We start from the raw sequence: 17292 nt of genomic DNA, 5'->3' as shown, positions 1-17292 counted from the left end.
TAGAAATGTCGCTATACTTTACACACCCCACCTAACTAAGAAAAATCATGAATACCACCACCCTAAATCCCCATGTGGATTACTCGGGCTTACATGTTTTATTGGTCGACGATGATCAGTTTTTATTGGAACTGTTTAGTGTCGCCTTGCGCGATCTGGGCGTAGGCTCAATCAAACTGGCGCACAACGGCCTAGAAGGTTTGAACGCCTACCGTCAAGCGCAGCAGCGCCCAAATCTGATTATCTGTGATTTGTGCATGCCGCAATTAGGTGGCATGGAGCTACTCAGTCATCTTGCACTTGATGGTTGTCAGGCGGATATATTAATTATTTCTGGACATAATCTAATACCGCCCGTCGATAGCCATTTATCGCTCTCCAACTACAATGGACCTATTCTCAACTTCGCGGAAAAAATTGCGCGTATTCAAGGCTTAAAAGTACATGCGAGTTTTGAGAAACCGATTACCCATGAAAAAATTGTGGCGATGCTAGATCTAGTCAAAGCCAACACGGTCAACCCCATGACTAAACCTAGTTTATTCAAACGCTTTATGCTCTAGAACTAGAGATTTTAGAACTAGAAATTCGATAATCTCTTTTACGATATCCAAATTCACGTCACAAAAAAATACAAGACCTTTTCATCGCATGTGCGGGAAAAGGCCTTGTGCCTATGAAAGCTATTTTTATCCGATCAACAACTGATCTCTAGCAAAAAGTAGCTCTATCAATCTTCGTTTTCATCGTTGCCCTCAACTCTGGCTTTTTCGAAAGCTTTACCAAAGAATAGGGCATTTTCTAATAAGCGACGACTGCCCAGCCAACCGCTTCTAAAGCCCAAAGCTGCACTCGCTAAAATCACGCTACCACCACCTACACGCTGGGCAGTGAAAGCAGCAGAACCTGCGATTCGTTTTGCATTTTCCGCAGAAACATAACCACTAATAACTGGAGCACTGCTATAAGCGGCAACGGTGCCATAACGATCGCCTTCCAACTTATAAACATCCGCTTGAGCTCTAAATACTGGCAATTGATCACGAGGAATTCCCGCTGCCAAAGGATGACTACGATCGATGTCCGTTTCAAAAATCACACCAGCAACCAATTCCTTGGCGGCGTTTGCATCCTGATCTTTATAAGCCAATCGACTATCTTTAGACTTCTTCTCATCCGCTTTCTTATCATCCGACTCGGCCTTTTTCGCCACCTCGTTTTTCACCAACTTGGTGTGCAAGTATGATTGGCTGCTGGCCCATTTTAATGCGCCTTCAACCCCAATCACGACACCACCTTGCCTCACAAAACGCTCAATATTTTTGTTTGCTTCTTCCGATAAACGATAGTTACCATCAGCCATCACAATATGCGTGTAACGCTCTAACTGCACGCTGCCGACACGATCCAAATTCAACTGAGTCACAGGCAAATGCAAATGGGTGTCGAGCCAATGCCAAAGCTCACCGACCGAGGTCGAATCCAAGCCAGTGCCGGTCAACATGGCAACCCGTGGACGCTCTACAGATTTCAAACTAGCGCTGCCTAAATCCACGCCAGTACCGCCAGCACCTGAGGTCAAGGCCAACACATCAACGCTGTAATTAGCCGTCGCTTTACGTACGATTTCAGCGAGGTTTGCAGATGACATATTTTGCATTGCTACCGGAATAATGACGCTACCTATCCCCAAATCCTTAGTGCCATCGGTCGTTTGTATACGCATCGGTTTAGTAATAGTGCGCAAGCGTAAACCAGCCTGACTCAACTCGGCCAACAAAGGTGCGGCATCGTCATTTTCCCAAGCAAAAGCATAGGCAATATTTGATTCGTTTTTTAAGCTTGCTTTAGGTAATGCCGGTAACGGATCACCAATCACATCACCTGAACTCTTTGCACTTGCCAAGTCGTATGCCTTGGTCACACTCCATGCTGAGACATCATAAAAAGTATTATCTTTAAATTGAGTACGCAGCTCGGTAATGCCTTCCAGCAAACGGTTTTGACGCTGATTGAGTGGCACCGCAATCGCATTACGTGCATCGTAACGCAGACCGTTGATAATGACACTTCCTTTCACCTGATGCACTGCGATACCATGCTGTTTCAACAAATTGGCAAAATCACGCAAACGTGCAGGATTACCTTCAGCAGCAAATAGCATGGCGCGATTTGGATCTGCGGCCGCCATTTTTTTCGCTTCTTCAAAGAAGTTTTTTTGATGCGAGATTAATTGCTCGCGCATAGCATCGGCTGCTTGCAAAGTGCTCAAAGAAGTCGTGATTTGATTCGCGATCGTGTGTTCGAATTTTAAAATACCATTGCGTGAATCTTGCACATGTCCGCGTGAACTGGCTTGCTCAAACAAGATACCAACACTGCCTTGTACATCTGGGTAAGTCGATCCTTTGCCATAGTAAAAGTCATCGAAGCCTTCACGACTAAAATAGAACTCACCACGCGCATCGAACGCCTTGGCATGAAATTTTGCGATCGCTTCTGTCAGACTTTGATTGTTTTGTGGCGTCAATGGATGGGTACGGGTAGGTACGCCAGGCTGGAAGAAATAAGTAGCATCAGTGCCCTGTTCATGAAAATCGCCAAATACATGCGGACGCCAAGTTTGGAACGTTGCGACATGCGCACGAGACTCGGGATGCTGCAACCATAACCAGTCACGATTCAAATCAAACCAATAATGATTGCCACGCGCGCTAGGCCAGCTTTGATTGTGTTCTAAGGTATTCGGATCTGAAACCAAAGTCTGACCACGATACGCATTCGCCCAAGATGCAAAACGCGCCAAACCGTCAGGGTTCAACATGGGATCAATCACCACCACCGTACGATCCAACATCTCGCTCACGCTAGCATCAGTAGAGCTAGCCAAATGCCAGGCCACCGCAGGTGCCGCATTCGCACCACTAGGTTCATTGCCGTGTACGCTGTAGCCTAAATACACCACTAACGGTGTATCACTTTCACCTCGTCCACGCGCAGCCTCTATCTCCGCCAGACGTGCCTGATTTTTTGGGCTAGTGATAATGACATTCAATATCGGGCGACGTTCATGAGTGTAGCCGACCACCTTAACCTGCACCCTTGGCGATTGGCTGGCTAATAATTGGTAGTAAGCGACCAATTGCTCTGGTCGTGCATGCCACTCTCCTAATTCAAATCCCAAACTAGCGGCTGGCGCCGTGATTTTGTCGGCTCGGGCGTGCGCTGGTAACACAGATGCGGGAGTTGCCGCAAATGATTGGGCTGCGCTTATGGAAATACAAAAGGCAAGACCAATCGCTTGTACGATTTTTTTAGGGGACATGAGTTTATCCTTATTTTTAGGTATATGAATTGAATTCCGGATTGCACTCTCTTTTTGCAAGAGTGAATTCTCTTACTTTCGAGTAAGTTTTACGGCATAAGTTCCACTATTAGCTCAACTTACATAAAAGATATCCCAAATTAAAAAGTAATAAAACTAGGCTTTGAAACTTCCCAATCTCAATACATGAATATCGAAATATTAAGTTCGAAACATCGATCTCGAAACCGCAATATCCAAACTTCAGTTTCACTATTTAAATCAAAGCAAGCAGATGAAAAAACCACGTTAGTCACAAAAGCGTTACCATAACGAAGTTATCATTCTTATTTGCAGCAATATGGAAGGTTTATCCGAACAAGCATTGAGCCAAGTCGCCCAATATTTTTCCGCGCTGGCGGAACCTAGTCGCTTACGTATCTTAAATTACTTGCGTGAAGGAGAGAAAAATGTCGGCGAACTCGCCGAAGCCTGCGCTTGCTCGCAAGCGAATATATCACGCCATTTATCGACATTGGCCAAGCACGGGTTAGTAGCGCGCGAAGGTCGTGGTACTTCAGTTTATTATCGGATCGCCGACCCGGGCATTTATGCTTTATGTGATCTGGTGTGCGGCAATGTTGCTCGCCAACTTGAAAATCAAGCGACACTATTAAATGCCTTAGTGCCCAAGAATAAATAGTTTGACCTAAGCATGAGATTAGTTAGCGCAGCGTAAGAAAACCATCATCGTGATGGCGTGGCTAATTTGGCTAAAAGATCAAACTATTTTTCATATTAATTGGGAAAATCGAAATCGCCTCTGATCCAATTAAAGTCCGGCCTCTTGCTTAAAACTTCCGATGGCAATGCCAACCGCACTCGATGCTTTTGCATAAGCAGTGCCAGCGCCCAACATCGTTTCCGCCTCAGCGTATTTCTTTGAATTGATGGCAGTCGCTACACGTCCCGCCTCTGCATGAAATTCAGCATGTTTTTGTAGCGTGTTCTTATAAGAATTTAAATTCGAAAACTGCGTCTTAGCGTCACCATGAAGCCATTTGCCGAGTTCACAACAATTGTCAGCCGATACTGTTTTCACATCCAAATTTGCCTGCCGCGTAATCGCGGTGCGGAGGGTGGTTTTCCACTCAAGGTGTTTGGCAACGGCTTGATTCAAATCCATAAATAACTCCTATAAAAAATAACATTTATCGTGATTGATTATAGGCATTAAAGTACGAACGGAATTAATCTTGATCAAGAAAGTACGACAAATCCACAGCCCAATATTCGCTATTAGTGGTATTACTAATTCAATCTACCAAGCTTTCACTAAGAAACTAAACGCCACACAGACTAACATTCCCGCAAATATCAATTGCACGCTCGCAGAAGGCAAACGGTTGGCGACACGCCGACCAAATAAAACGCCAGCGACTGATGCAAATGCAAACGTGAGAGAAAAAATGAATGGAATATCGATGCCGTGCAAAATCGCTGAAGCAACTGCAACCGCTCCAACTAAGGCAATCACCATTAATGAAGTTGCTGCTGCACTTTGCATGGATAAATTGGTGAAATGCCGCAGCAGAGGTACGATAATAAAACCACCACCAACACCAAGTAATCCAGTAAAAAAACCAGCACAAGCGCCAATTAAACTTATCACACTTGCGGTTTTGAGGGTCCAATCAAACTTGCCTGTTTTATGATTAACACATGCCATCGCATCCTGTCGTTCAGCCGCTTGCGAGTAGCCCAACAATTGCGACTTCGCTTGAAAAACTAGACGTGCCACCACAACCAATAAGACGGCAGAAAAAGTTAACATCAACCACCGCTGTGACATATTTTGTGCAGCCAAAATACCAAGTGAGGTCAGCGGTGCTCCAGCGATTGCCATCAAAGTAGCCGCTTTGTATCTCACTTGCTTGCGACGTAGTCCATCAATCGCGCCTATCAATGCGCCAAGACTCACCGCTAATAAAGCTACTGGCATCGCTTGTTGCATAGTCCATCCTTGACTATAAACCAAGGCCGGTACCGCTAACATACCGCCGCCAGCGCCAGTTAATCCCATTATTACGCCTACGCCAATTCCAATACTCAGAACTAACAGTAGTGTGATTAAAGTCATAAATTATCTTGTAAAAGCAGGGAAGAAAAAGAGGAATTAAGTCTCGACTTATAGCTGCAAATTAAATCGAAACAAATTAGATTGCAGCCAAATAAATCTCAGCAAATTATGTTACCTGATACCTGTCTTTAATGTGCCTAAGATCTATCTATTACAGCGCAGCGGGTAGGAATTGTCTTGCGTTCATTTTATGGTTTGATATTATGCAAGTCAATTGGTATTACTCACTCTACATTCTCATGAATCCTCAAATCCAAAGTTTTTTTGACCCAGTCACCTGCACCGCTAGTCATTTAGTTTTTGATCGCGTTGGCGGTCATGCAGCGATTATAGATCCCGTATTAGATTACGACCCCAAATCGGGACGCACAAAAACCCAGAGTGCAGATCAGCTGCTCCAAGCTGTACGCGAACAAAATCTGAATCTAGAGTGGATTATAGAAACCCACGCGCATGCCGACCATATCTCAGCCGCACATTACCTGCAACAACAGGCAGGCGGCAAAATCGCGATCGGTGCACATATCAATCAAGTACAAAATGTCTTCAAAAAATTATTCCATCTAGAATCAGATTTCCCCATCAATGGCTCACAATTCGATCATCTATTTTCAGAGGATGAAGAATTTTTTATCGGCACTTTAAAAGCAAAAGCGCTATACGTGCCCGGACATACGCCAGCCGACATGGCATATCAAATAGGCGACGCTATTTTTGTGGGAGACACCATGTTTATGCCGGATGTCGGCACGGCACGTTGCGATTTCCCCGGAGGTGACGCACACATGCTATTTCGCTCGGTAAGAAAATTATTGAGCTTGCCGGAGCAGACGCGCATTTTTATCTGCCACGATTATCCGCCCAATGGACGCGCCATTCGATTTGAAACCAGCGTCGCAGAACAAAAGCGTAATAACATCCACGTACATGATGGGGTTAGCGAAGAAGAGTTTGTGACTATGCGCAAAACACGCGACGCGACATTAGACATGCCTGTATTAATTCTGCCTTCGGTACAAATCAATATCCGTGCAGGCATGCCACCACCACCCGAAGCGAACGGCATTAGCTATTTAAAAATTCCTCTTAATGGAATATAAATGGTATTTAATAGAATTTAATAGCATTCAACCAGCACTCGCACACAGAAAAACATTCCTATGCAAAGCCAAATTCCTATACGTCGTATCGCTATTTCTACCGGAGGTGGAGACGCGCCCGGCCTCAATGCAGTGATTCGCTCCGTCGTATTAGCCGCGACTCGTCTTGGCTGGGAATGCTTTGGTATACGTGAGGGATTTAATGGTATTTTGCGACCTGATCGCTATCCTGAAAACGGCGTCTTCCCATTAAGTAAAGATCAGGTGCGCGGCATCAGTCATCTAGGCGGCACCATCCTTGGCACCACCAATCATGGCAATCCACTGCGCTTCGTGGTGACCAATAGTAATGGCGAACAAAAAGAAGTCGATCGCGGGCAAGACATCATTCAACATCTACGAGATAGAGAAATTGATGCACTGATTTGTGTCGGTGGTGATGGCACCTTAACGATTGCCAACGCCTTACACGAACGAGGTCTTGCACAAGGTTTGCGCGTGATCGGTGTACCCAAAACGATCGACAACGATCTCGACAAGACCTACACCACTTTCGGTTTTGATACGGCAGTCGCATTTGCTACCGAATGCATAGATAGACTGCATAGCACGGCAGAAAGCCATCAACGAATTATGGTGGTGGAAGTCATGGGACGTTATGCGGGCTGGATCGCACTCCATGCGGGCATGGCCAGCACGGCACACGCCATATTGATACCTGAGATTCCTTATGATCTGGAAAAGATCGCTGCAAAAATAGAAGCCCGAGCAAAAGCCGGACGCCATTACAGCATTATCGTCGCAGCCGAAGGCGCACTGCCAAAAGAGGGGCAACACCATCTGGAGCAAGCAGCGGGCTTGGGAACCGTAGAACGTTTGGGAGGAATAGGCGAACAACTAGCACGACAATTACAACAGCACACAGGAAAAGAAGCTCGTGCGGTTGTGCTTGGTCATCTCTTGCGTGGCGGTAGCCCGACTGCTTTTGATCGCTTAGCGGCTATGCGTTTTGGTGCCGCTGCTGTTCGCGCATTACAACAAGGCCATTCGGGCATCATGGTCGCACTCGATTTTCCGAATGTGAAATATGTGAATCTAGCAGAAGTCGCTGGCCGTATGAAAGGTGTACCTTTAGATGGTGACACCTTGCAAACTGCGCGCGATATCGGCATCTGTCTGGGTGACTAAGTCGCTTAACGAGGCTTAACGTCGCTTAGTCACCGCGAAATCCAATTACATTTCCTCGCCCACTTTGGGATGTATGCGAACCAAGACGATACGCGGTCCATTCATCTTCTTAACAACGGCATCAAATTGAGGAAACTCTATTTTTTGCCCTTCTTCCGGCAAATCTCCCAAGGCATGCATAATTAAGCCGCCGATAGATTCGACTTCTTCACTATCCAAATCAATTCCCAGTGCAATGCCTAAGGTAAATAAAGGTAAGCTACCTTTGCCTATCAAGGTACCGTCATCTAACAAAGTCCAATCATTATCGTTCTGACGGAATTCATCACGAATCTGTCCCACCAAGGCACTCAGCAAATTATCTAAAGTTAGAAAGCCAACCGGCTTGCTATCACGATATCCGACCATGGCAAAATGCGGCGCCCCTTTGCGGAAACGACGGAACAATTCTAGTGCTGGCATATTAGGCGGTACGTATTCAACGTGACGTAAATGTTTACTCAGATCTTGCAAAGACTTGCCGCTTTGCTGCGCTAAAAATAAATCTTTTAAATGCAAAGTACCCAAGACCGTTTCACCATCGCTATCAATGTAGGGATAACGACTAAATCGATTACGCGCAGCGGTTGCCATATTCTCTTCTAGAGACGCGTCCTTATACATCGCGACCACTTCATTAATCGGGCGCATTAAATCTGAAATTTCTAAATCACCAAAATCTAGCATCTGCGCCATGATGCTCCATTCATCCGGCGTAAGCTTTTTGCTGGCATGACTGCCACGCAAGATCATCTTTAACTCTTCCGGTGAATAGTGCGCATCTTGGCCATGTGCGGCATCCAAGCCTAACCAAGACAAAATGGCGTTAGCACTTTTATTTAACACCCAGATGGCGGGAAACATCGCCCAATAGAATAAATAGAGCGCAGGCGCAGTCCATAAAGATACGCGTTCAGGCATGCGAATCGCCATCGACTTGGGGGCTAATTCACCAATGACGATATGTAAGAATGAGATGACAAAGAAGGCGAAAAAGAAGGAAATACCATGTACTAATTTGGGGGACTCGACACCAACCTGCGTCAGCAAAGGCTCAAGCACGCGCGCAAAAGCTGGTTCACCGATCCAGCCCAGTCCCAAAGAAGCTAAGGTAATACCAAGCTGACAAGCGGAAAGATAAGCATCCAAATGTTGATGAACGGTGCCTAACAAGCGCCCTCTGACGCCATTTACTTTAGCAAGGCTACGCACTCGGGTTTGCCGCAATTTGACCAAACCAAATTCGGCTGCCACAAAAAAACCATTCAGCAACACCAAAAATAATGCTGCCACGATTAATAGTAGATTATCCAACGACCAACTTTCCAAAATGAAGAAGCCATAACTTTACCCTAGAATTAAGGCTAGGCTATGACAAACGATAAGAAAGCTTACAAGAATGTCCTTCAATGCGATAAAACACTCAAATTTATTCAGTAATATTAACCTACTGGTAATTCGCTCAAATAATTCACTCAAATAATGCACGCAGATAAGGCATTCATATCCTATCGATCCGAAGATCTAGGCGACAAGCAAGTATCCATTTCCACTCGCGCCGCTTTTCTAGCATTTCATCATTGTTAAATTGTGTGTCATCGCTTTTATATTGACAATCGTTAATGCAAAAGTAACACTCTGCACGCCTCATGTATTTTTTCTTCATTTACAGGACTTGCCAATGAAACCGCAATTAACTCTGACACCTTTGATTCCTTTAGTTCCCTTAGTTTCCTTAGCAGCAGCTCTTTTCGCTTCTAATATCGCTACAGCACACGAATACGATGCATTACTCAAAGCAAAAAAATATGCGGAAGTAGAAAAAGCAGTCGCTACAAAATTAACGAGCGAACCGAATAATCCAGATGCCCTGATCGCAAAAACTGAGCTCATCTTGATAGAAGGTAAAGAAAGCCGTTTGGATGAAGCCAGTAAATACGCAGAACAATGTATCAATGCCCACCCCAAAAACTCTGAATGCCACGAAGCGCTGGGTAATGTACTTGGTACCAAGGCACAAAAAGGTGGCGTCATGTCGGCTATCGGTTACGTAGGCAAAATTCGTGACTCATTTAAGAAAGCCATCGAGCTTGATCCGAATAATTTCAGCGCGCGATCCTCTTTAATGCAGTTTTATTTACAAGCACCTAGTTTTGTAGGCGGTGGTACCGGTAAGGCTAAAGATTTGATCGTCGAAACCATTAAATTTAGCCCCGCTGCCGGCGCTTTGCTGCAAGCCAGTTTAGATTTACAAGACGATAATATAGAACGCGCGACTTCCGGTGCGTTGGCAGTCAATACCAGCAATTCAGAGGCGCTGGCACGTCAACAACGGAATATTTTGTCAGGCATAGGACATGCTCAAGTTAACGCGAAAAAATTTGCCGAAGCAGAACGAATCTTCCGCGAGCTGACTCAACGCTTCCCAGATGCAGTGCATGGTTATTTTGGATTAGGAAAAACCATGCAAGAACAAGGCAAAGCAAAAGACGCCATCCCTCTTTTGGAGAAGGCCATGACGATAGACGCGAGTGCCGCCATCTTCTATCGATTAGGAAAATCTTGGCAACTGCTAGGCGATAAAGTGAAGGCCTTGGCAGCTTTCGAAAAAGCTTTAAATTTCAAACCAGAGCTACCGAAGAAAACCAAATCTGAAGTCGAAGATTTGATTAAATCTTTAAAAAGCTAAGCTCATACTAAAGTCCCATAGTTTTTTTAAGTGGCGGCACCGAGTGCAAAGTGCCGCCACTATACGAAGTTTGATTGCAGGCGAACTTACTTGGCCTGCAATCAAATGAGTTTGACCCGCATCAAGCAAAGCGCAGATAAGCAGTTCCCAGCCATTTCTGCCGGTAACAGCAAAGCTACAATAATGCTCTCGGCATACCACGCCGCTACAGAGTTATTTTTGTATGAAAACTGCAATGCCTATCCCAACACCCGCCGTTCCACATAATCTGATTGAAGATGTACTTGCCATCCTCACGGGCACATTATTAGTCTCGCTCGGCGTTGCCATGTTTAATCAAGTTGGACTATTTACCGGTGGTACTGCTGGCTTAGCTTTTCTAATTCACTACGCGACCGGATATTCCTTTGGCGTGGTTTTTTTCCTACTGAACATACCTTTTTACTGGCTTGCCTGGAAACGCATGGGTTGGAAATTTACCCTCAAAACTTTCTGTTCGGTCGCCCTAGTATCAGTATTATCTGGATTGCATCCTAAATTAATTCAACTAAGTAGTCTCACACCATTTTATGTCGCACTGTTAGGTGGCTCGCTGATGGGCGTGGGATTTATTGTTTTGTTTCGTCACCAAGCAAGTCTCGGAGGCATCAATATTCTGAGTTTATATTTGCAAGATAAGCATGGAATTCGTGCTGGCAAATTACAAATGGGCATGGATGTCTGCATCGTATTGGCTTCATTTATGGTCGTGCCCCCCATGGCCATGCTGGCTTCTATACTCGGCGCCGTGGTACTCAATCTTGCGATCATGCTTAATCACAGACCTGGGCGCTACATGGCGGTCTAGCTGGGCTGTGATTAGTGGCTTTGTTGGAATAAGTCCTCTAAATTTTCTGTGTTTCCGCGGTAAATTCCTTGGACTTGTGTAGAATCAGTAAGCTAAGCGTCGCCAGAATTGGATAAAAATTACGAATGAATCTTATCTCGTGATTTCTATTCAAAATAAGAAGCTACGCAGCTTACCTCACCCACATCCAACCGAGGAAACCCAGATGTATCAAGTTGTCATCAGCGGCACTGGCCTATACACACCCGAACAATCCATCTCCAACGAAGAACTGATTGCCAGCTTTAATGCGTATGTTGAACAGTTCAACACTGAACATGCAGATGCCATTAGTGATGGTAGCATCAACGCTTTAGAACCCTCTAGCGTCGCCTTTATTGAAAAAGCCTCCGGCATTAAATCGCGTTATGTGATGGACAAAGCCGGTGTACTCGACATCAATCGCATGGTGCCGCGCATTCCAGAGCGTTCCGACGACGAAGCGTCCATTATGTGTCAAATGGCTGTGGTTGCAGCACATCAGGCTTTAGAGCGTGCGGGCAAAACCGTCGCCGATATTGATGCGGTGATTTGCGCAGCAAGTAATATGCAAAGAGCCTATCCAGCGATGGCGGTGGAGATTCAAAATGCTCTCGGCATCGATGGCTACGGTTACGATATTAATGTCGCCTGTTCCTCCGCTACGTTCGGCATTCAAGCTGCTATGAGCGCGATCCAAAGCGGTCAGGCACGCGCTGTGCTGGTAGTCAATCCTGAAATTACTAGCGGCCACCTAAACTGGCGAGATCGCGACAGCCATTTTATTTTCGGCGATGCCTGCACGGCGATTATCGTAGAACGGGCGGACCTCGCAACGTCCCCGCACCAATTCGCGATTTTGGGTATGAAACTCAAAACGCAATTCTCCAATAATATTCGGAATAATTTTGGTTTCTTAAATCGCGCAGATGAATCTGGCGTCGGCAAACCGGATAAATTATTCCGTCAACAAGGCCGTAAAGTATTTAAAGAAGTCTGTCCTATGGCAGCAGAAACCATCACCACCACAGTACAAAATTCTGGTTTAGAGATTAGTCAAATTCAACGGTTTTGGCTACATCAAGCCAACCTAAATATGAACTTATTAATCGCCAGATTAATACTTGGCCGTGATGCGACACCAGAGGAATCGCCGACTATTTTGGACACTTATGCCAACACCTCGTCGGCCGGATCTATCATCGCCTTTCACAAGCATCAAGATGATTTAAGCAAAGATGCGATAGGCGTGATTTGTTCTTTCGGCGCTGGTTATTCTATCGGTTGCGTCGTGGTGAAAAGATTGTAGTTTCTTGAATTAATCTGATTGTAAGTCTGCGTAAAATGAAATCTACGCAAACAAAAAGCCGACTCGATGTCGGCTTTTGTTTATTTGGCGCTACCCATTTCGGTCAATATCTGCAACACACTAGCAATGAAATCTGCATGCATCATAGTCACTCCATTCATATTCACAATTTGGGCATAATTCGAGAAACTAAGGCAGCAAATTAGCCTTCAGCCGCGATTACTTGAGACGCTGCATTGATCACAGCAGCAATCCGACCAACATCACGTAATTGCGTAGTCGACATACCTTCTTTACGCAACAAATCGAAATGCGATTTCACACAGAAATGGCATTTTCCAACAATAGAAGCAGCCAGTGCGTACATTTCAAAACGACGCTTATCGACACCACCATTGGTCGCGTAGGCATTCATACGCAATTGCGCACCCTGGGTTTTCAAGTCTTCATCATCGGCCATCTCTACGAATGGATACCACACATTGTTCATCCCCATTAACGAGGCCGCCGTCAGTGCCGCTTGCACTTCCTCAGGGGCGATATGTCCTGAGTTTTTAATCAAATCAATCAATACTTTACTTTTCGCTGCAAACGCCGCCGCCAAGGCAACCGCTACAGCATCGTTACCTTCCAGACTAGAACGAGCAATCGTGCTGTCCACATTCAAACGAATATCTTTAGCATAATCAGGAATGCTATTTTTAATCGAAGTAAGAAATTCCATAGTTTTCACCTATCAAAAAGTGTTTTTAAAACCCGCCGAAGCGGGTTGATTGTACTTTAGCTGAACTACTCATCAAAAGTAAGTGCTTGAGAAATTCACATTATCGAAGACTACTTTGCAATATCTTCGCAATAATTACCAAATCTAGAAAAGTTCGGCAATTAGAAATTCAATTTTAGGAGGACTGTGCTAGGCGCCGAGTCTTAAATACCATGGAGCAATACTTTAGTATTGCGAGGACAAGCAACAACGCCATGTCCCCTACAATTGAATTTATAATGTCGAACCGCCTACGCTACGATTACATGGGCAGAGTTCATCCGTTTGCAAACCATCCAAAATACGCAAGATTTCAGTTGGGTTACGGCCTACGTTCAAGTTGTTCACAGAAACGTGTTGGATGACATTGTCTGGATCAACGATGAATGTTGCGCGCAACGCTACGCCAGCATTCACATCACGTACACCTAACATATCCACCAAAGAACCTGTCGCGTCGCCGAATGCATAGTGATTCAATTTGTCCAGATCTTTGTGTTCACGACGCCATGCCAATTTGCAGAATTCATTATCAGTAGAACCGCCCATCAATACTGCATCGCGGTCTGAGAAATCCGACGCCAATTTAGCAAATTCAACGATTTCTGTTGGGCAAACAAATGTGAAATCTTTTGGGTAGAAATAGATGACTTTCCATTTACCTGGGAAAGAAGCTTCTGTAATTGTTTCAAAAGCGGATACACCATTTTCTTCGTGATGATTAAAACCTGGCTTAGCTGCTGGTACGCTAAACGCGTCGAGTTTTTGTCCAACTGTTTTCATTGATTTCTCCAGAAAAAATTAACATGAGTATTTCATTTATTGCCGATGCATGAATTTTCAAGACTCTGCTTCACATCTCACTCATCGACGAATTCGGTTTACGTTCACAACTGAGACGAAGCTTATCACTATGAATTCATCAAATCCAATAGATTATTTCTAAATTTGTTTTAGGGAACAGCTAATGAATCATTTTTTGCGCCCCCTCCCCTCCTTCGAGGAGTAATGCTGCGTCTGCATCATAGTTGAGTTTCACTAAAAGTGTATGACAGATTACATTATCTTTTTATTCGACTCTATTCGACTGTACCCGACTCAGTTCGACCAAGCCTGCCTTAACTATTTTGACTATATAAGTGTTTTTTGCTTTACCAATTACCACAAGAAAAACCCGAAATCACTATTCTCAAACACTCTACGGCTATAATCGCGGTTCTTTATTTCTATCATGAGTCTCGCCGTGTCCGACCGTTTAGCCGTGCTCCCGCAATATTTCTTGCCTAAATATTTATTAACTGCTTTTGCTGGTCTGGTTGCTAATGATCGTGGCGGCAAACGTACTACGCGCCTGATCAATTGGTTTGTTAAAAAATATCAGGTTAACATGCAGGAAGCGGCGAATCCTGATACGGCAAGTTATGCCAGTTTTAATGAATTTTTTACCCGCCCTTTGCGCGCCGACGCACGCCCGATTAGCTCAGCTAAATATGCTTGCCCTGTCGATGGTGCGATTAGTGAATTTGGTACGATCAATCAAGGGCAAATATTTCAGGCGAAAGGACACTACTTTTCCGCCATAGCCTTGGTCGGTGGCGATGCTCAATTGGCGGCGCAGTACAACGACGGTCAGTTCGCCAACATTTATTTGAGTCCACGCGACTATCACCGCATCCACATGCCATGTGACGGTCGCTTAAAACGCATGATTTATGTGCCGGGTGAGTTATTTTCTGTCAATCCAACGACTGCACGCGGCGTTCCAGGTTTATTCGCACGTAACGAACGCGTGGTCTGCGTCTTCGATTCGCCCCACGGTGAATTTATCCTTGTATTGGTCGGTGCGACCATCGTTGGTAGCATGCAAACCGCTTGGCACGGCATCGTCAATCCACCACGCACAAATAAAGTACGTGAATGGACTTATACCGATCAAAATATTCAATTGAAAAAAGGCGAAGAAATGGGCCGCTTTTTATTGGGCTCAACGGTCGTAATGCTATTCAACAAAAATAGCATGCAGTTTAACGCCACATGGAAACCAGCCGGTGCAGTACGCCTAGGAGAGACTATGGGCGATGAAGTCAGTATCAATTAGGGCTTAAGGCAAAACAGACGCCAGTGTTGTTACATTCACTCGATCACGCAGTTCAAGTGCAAGCAAATCTCTAGCCTAAGCGCACTCATTCTCCCTCAAAGCAGGGTCAACTATTCCACAAAGCGCTGGCACTTGAGCCAGCGCAAACTTACACTTCCGCAGCGCACAAATTTCTTGCAGTTCGCCACAATTTGATACATAATCTAAATACGAATTATTCCTATTTAGATTAAAGCATATCTTTACTGAGGCGTAACACCATGAACACGCTGCAACCAGCACCATTACCACGTCAATTTGCCACCGGCAGCTTCATTGCATTAGCGCACATCGCGGTCTTTGGTTTAATTATTCTCAATCCCATTGAACGCTTTCAAAGCAAGCCGAAAGAAACGGTCGTCATGATGCTGCCAAGCATTGTGCCGCAAACTAAGGTACAAGTGGCGAAGCTAGAAAAAACACCACCAGTGCGTAACATCGTAACGCCGGTGATGCCCCAAATCGCTGTAAACAGCGATATTGAGAACGCCATTCAAGTTGCGCCCACAGTTGCCGACATCCCTGCTCCGGTCACCCCAGCACCAGTTACGCATACACCAGCACCAGTAGCTAAAGCGGAACCTGCTGGCCCTAAAGTTGTTAGCGCCGTTGAATACATACAAGCGCCTCAAGCAGATTACCCTGCCATAGCTCGCCGCCTCGGCGAAGAAGGCAGAGTTGTCATGCAAGTCTTAGTCAACGACAAAGGTCGCGCCGAAAAAGTAGAGATCCTGAAATCTTCAGGTTTTGCACGCCTTGACGAATCTGCCAAATTAGCCCTACTTCGCGCGCTTTTTAAACCTTATGTAGAAGACGGTAAGGCAACTATGGTGTTAGCTACTGCGAGTATCAATTTCTCATTACGCGGCTAAGTATTTAGTCGTCGTGTGCAAAAGTAAAAAAAGCATGTGAACACAATTCACATGCTTTTTTCATTTTGACCAAGCTAAAGCTAAAAAAACCAACTAAACAAAATCGATCGCTTATTTAAGGCACTTATTTAGGTCACTTATTCAGGAACAGTATCTTTAAACGAAGGACGCTCAGCTAATTTATCGAACAATTTCGCCAAATTAGGATAATCGTTGTGCCATTTGATCTCAGGGAAGCGGAAGCTCAGCCAACCTAAGCAACAAGCAACACTGATATCTGCCAAGGTTAAATGATTTCCTACACAAAACCCTGATTCGCCCAAACCTTGCGACATTGATTTCAGTCCCGCATTAACCTTATCCATCTGACGATTTACCCAGCTATCACTCTGCAGCGCCGGGTCGCGCATAGTACGCTCTGCGCGTATCAACACGGCTGCATCTAAAATTCCATCGGCCAAGGCTTCCCAGTTTTTGACTTCCGCACGCTCGCGCCCGTGTGGCGGAATCAATTTACCAACCGGCGTCAAGGTATCTAGATACTCCACAATCACTCGCGAATCAAACATGGCACCACCGTCTTCCATCAACAAACAAGGGACTTTACCCAGTGGATTAGATTGTTGAATTGTCGTATCAGCAGCCCAGACATTTTCCAGTAGCAAGGCGTAATCAAGCCTCTTTTCCGCCATTACTACACGGACTTTTCTTACGTAAGGACTAGCGAGGGAACCAATAAGTTTCATATTACTTTCACATGATTAGAGTTTTTTGTCGGAGGAAATTATATCATTGCTGATCCGGATCAAAGTCTAAACCACGCCACAAAGATAAAGACATGACAACAATTAAGCCGAGAATGCCCGGCTCAAAAATGGTAAAATCT

16 protein-coding genes are annotated in these 17292 nt (G+C 45.1%); 9 read left to right on the top strand and 7 right to left on the bottom strand.

Going from position 1 to position 17292, the window contains the following annotated elements:
• Window positions 1-47: 47 nt before the first annotated feature.
• The gene (locus ACFFJH_RS10700; protein ID WP_390212354.1) at window positions 48-563 is read left to right on the top strand and encodes a response regulator; all 516 of its coding nucleotides are present in this window, start codon (window positions 48-50) and stop codon (window positions 561-563) included.
• A gap of 167 nt (window positions 564-730) precedes the next feature.
• Here ACFFJH_RS10700 and ACFFJH_RS10695 read toward each other — a convergent pair whose 3' ends face one another.
• Window positions 731-3325 carry a M14 metallopeptidase family protein gene (locus ACFFJH_RS10695; RefSeq protein WP_390212352.1) on the bottom strand — a complete coding sequence of 865 codons (2595 nt, stop codon included), beginning with the start codon at window positions 3323-3325 and terminating at the stop codon, window positions 731-733.
• A gap of 340 nt (window positions 3326-3665) precedes the next feature.
• Between ACFFJH_RS10695 and ACFFJH_RS10690 the strand changes: the two genes are divergently transcribed.
• A complete protein-coding gene (locus ACFFJH_RS10690; RefSeq protein ID WP_390212349.1) occupies window positions 3666-4007 on the top strand; it encodes an ArsR/SmtB family transcription factor in 342 nt (113 codons plus the stop codon).
• Between the two features lie 129 nt (window positions 4008-4136).
• Here ACFFJH_RS10690 and ACFFJH_RS10685 read toward each other — a convergent pair whose 3' ends face one another.
• Together ACFFJH_RS10685 and ACFFJH_RS10680 are read right to left on the bottom strand one after the other, a co-directional pair.
• Window positions 4137-4490: a CZB domain-containing protein gene (locus tag ACFFJH_RS10685; RefSeq protein WP_390212346.1), complete on the bottom strand. Its 354-nt coding sequence runs from the start codon at window positions 4488-4490 to the stop codon at window positions 4137-4139.
• Between the two features lie 135 nt (window positions 4491-4625).
• Window positions 4626-5444 carry a sulfite exporter TauE/SafE family protein gene (locus tag ACFFJH_RS10680; protein WP_390212345.1) on the bottom strand — a complete coding sequence of 273 codons (819 nt, stop codon included), beginning with the start codon at window positions 5442-5444 and terminating at the stop codon, window positions 4626-4628.
• Between the two features lie 239 nt (window positions 5445-5683).
• Here ACFFJH_RS10680 and ACFFJH_RS10675 point away from each other — a divergent pair, with 239 nt between their 5' ends.
• Together ACFFJH_RS10675 and ACFFJH_RS10670 are read left to right on the top strand one after the other, a co-directional pair.
• Window positions 5684-6544 (top strand): MBL fold metallo-hydrolase, encoded by an 861-nt coding sequence (locus tag ACFFJH_RS10675; protein WP_390212344.1) that lies wholly within the window; start codon window positions 5684-5686, stop codon window positions 6542-6544.
• A gap of 60 nt (window positions 6545-6604) precedes the next feature.
• On the top strand, window positions 6605-7732 hold the full coding sequence (locus ACFFJH_RS10670; RefSeq protein ID WP_390212342.1) for a 6-phosphofructokinase: 1128 nt from the start codon (window positions 6605-6607) through the stop codon (window positions 7730-7732).
• Between the two features lie 45 nt (window positions 7733-7777).
• Here the strand turns inward: ACFFJH_RS10670 and ACFFJH_RS10665 are convergent, their stop codons facing one another.
• Window positions 7778-9085, bottom strand: a complete 1308-nt coding sequence (locus ACFFJH_RS10665) for a hemolysin family protein (protein WP_390212340.1) — start codon at window positions 9083-9085, stop codon at window positions 7778-7780.
• A 367-nt stretch (window positions 9086-9452) separates the two neighbouring features.
• Here ACFFJH_RS10665 and ACFFJH_RS10660 point away from each other — a divergent pair, with 367 nt between their 5' ends.
• From ACFFJH_RS10660 to ACFFJH_RS10650, 3 genes are all read left to right on the top strand, one after another.
• Window positions 9453-10460, top strand: a complete 1008-nt coding sequence (locus ACFFJH_RS10660; protein ID WP_390212338.1) for a tetratricopeptide repeat protein — start codon at window positions 9453-9455, stop codon at window positions 10458-10460.
• A 223-nt stretch (window positions 10461-10683) separates the two neighbouring features.
• On the top strand, window positions 10684-11307 hold the full coding sequence (locus ACFFJH_RS10655) for a YitT family protein (RefSeq protein WP_390212336.1): 624 nt from the start codon (window positions 10684-10686) through the stop codon (window positions 11305-11307).
• 205 nt (window positions 11308-11512) lie between these two features.
• Window positions 11513-12634 carry a beta-ketoacyl-ACP synthase III gene (locus ACFFJH_RS10650; RefSeq protein ID WP_390212334.1) on the top strand — a complete coding sequence of 374 codons (1122 nt, stop codon included), beginning with the start codon at window positions 11513-11515 and terminating at the stop codon, window positions 12632-12634.
• Between the two features lie 202 nt (window positions 12635-12836).
• Here ACFFJH_RS10650 and ACFFJH_RS10645 read toward each other — a convergent pair whose 3' ends face one another.
• Window positions 12837-13358, bottom strand: a complete 522-nt coding sequence (locus ACFFJH_RS10645; RefSeq protein ID WP_390212332.1) for a carboxymuconolactone decarboxylase family protein — start codon at window positions 13356-13358, stop codon at window positions 12837-12839.
• A 273-nt stretch (window positions 13359-13631) separates the two neighbouring features.
• The gene (locus tag ACFFJH_RS10640; RefSeq protein WP_212674735.1) at window positions 13632-14180 is read right to left on the bottom strand and encodes a peroxiredoxin; all 549 of its coding nucleotides are present in this window, start codon (window positions 14178-14180) and stop codon (window positions 13632-13634) included.
• Window positions 14181-14628: 448 nt separating this feature from the next.
• Here ACFFJH_RS10640 and asd point away from each other — a divergent pair, with 448 nt between their 5' ends.
• Both asd and ACFFJH_RS10630 read left to right on the top strand, forming a co-directional pair.
• Window positions 14629-15495: an archaetidylserine decarboxylase gene (gene asd, locus ACFFJH_RS10635; protein WP_390212330.1), complete on the top strand. Its 867-nt coding sequence runs from the start codon at window positions 14629-14631 to the stop codon at window positions 15493-15495.
• 260 nt (window positions 15496-15755) lie between these two features.
• Window positions 15756-16406, top strand: a complete 651-nt coding sequence (locus tag ACFFJH_RS10630) for an energy transducer TonB (protein ID WP_390212328.1) — start codon at window positions 15756-15758, stop codon at window positions 16404-16406.
• A gap of 137 nt (window positions 16407-16543) precedes the next feature.
• On the opposite strand, the gene ACFFJH_RS10625 is transcribed toward ACFFJH_RS10630, so the two are convergent.
• Window positions 16544-17152: a glutathione S-transferase N-terminal domain-containing protein gene (locus tag ACFFJH_RS10625; protein ID WP_390212327.1), complete on the bottom strand. Its 609-nt coding sequence runs from the start codon at window positions 17150-17152 to the stop codon at window positions 16544-16546.
• Between the last annotated feature and the right edge of the window lie 140 nt (window positions 17153-17292).

The organism is Affinundibacterium danionis (genome assembly GCF_042432465.1).
Taxonomy (GTDB): Bacteria; Pseudomonadota; Gammaproteobacteria; order Burkholderiales; family Burkholderiaceae_D; genus Undibacterium; species Undibacterium danionis.
This window is presented reverse-complemented; position numbering and strand designations above follow the sequence as displayed.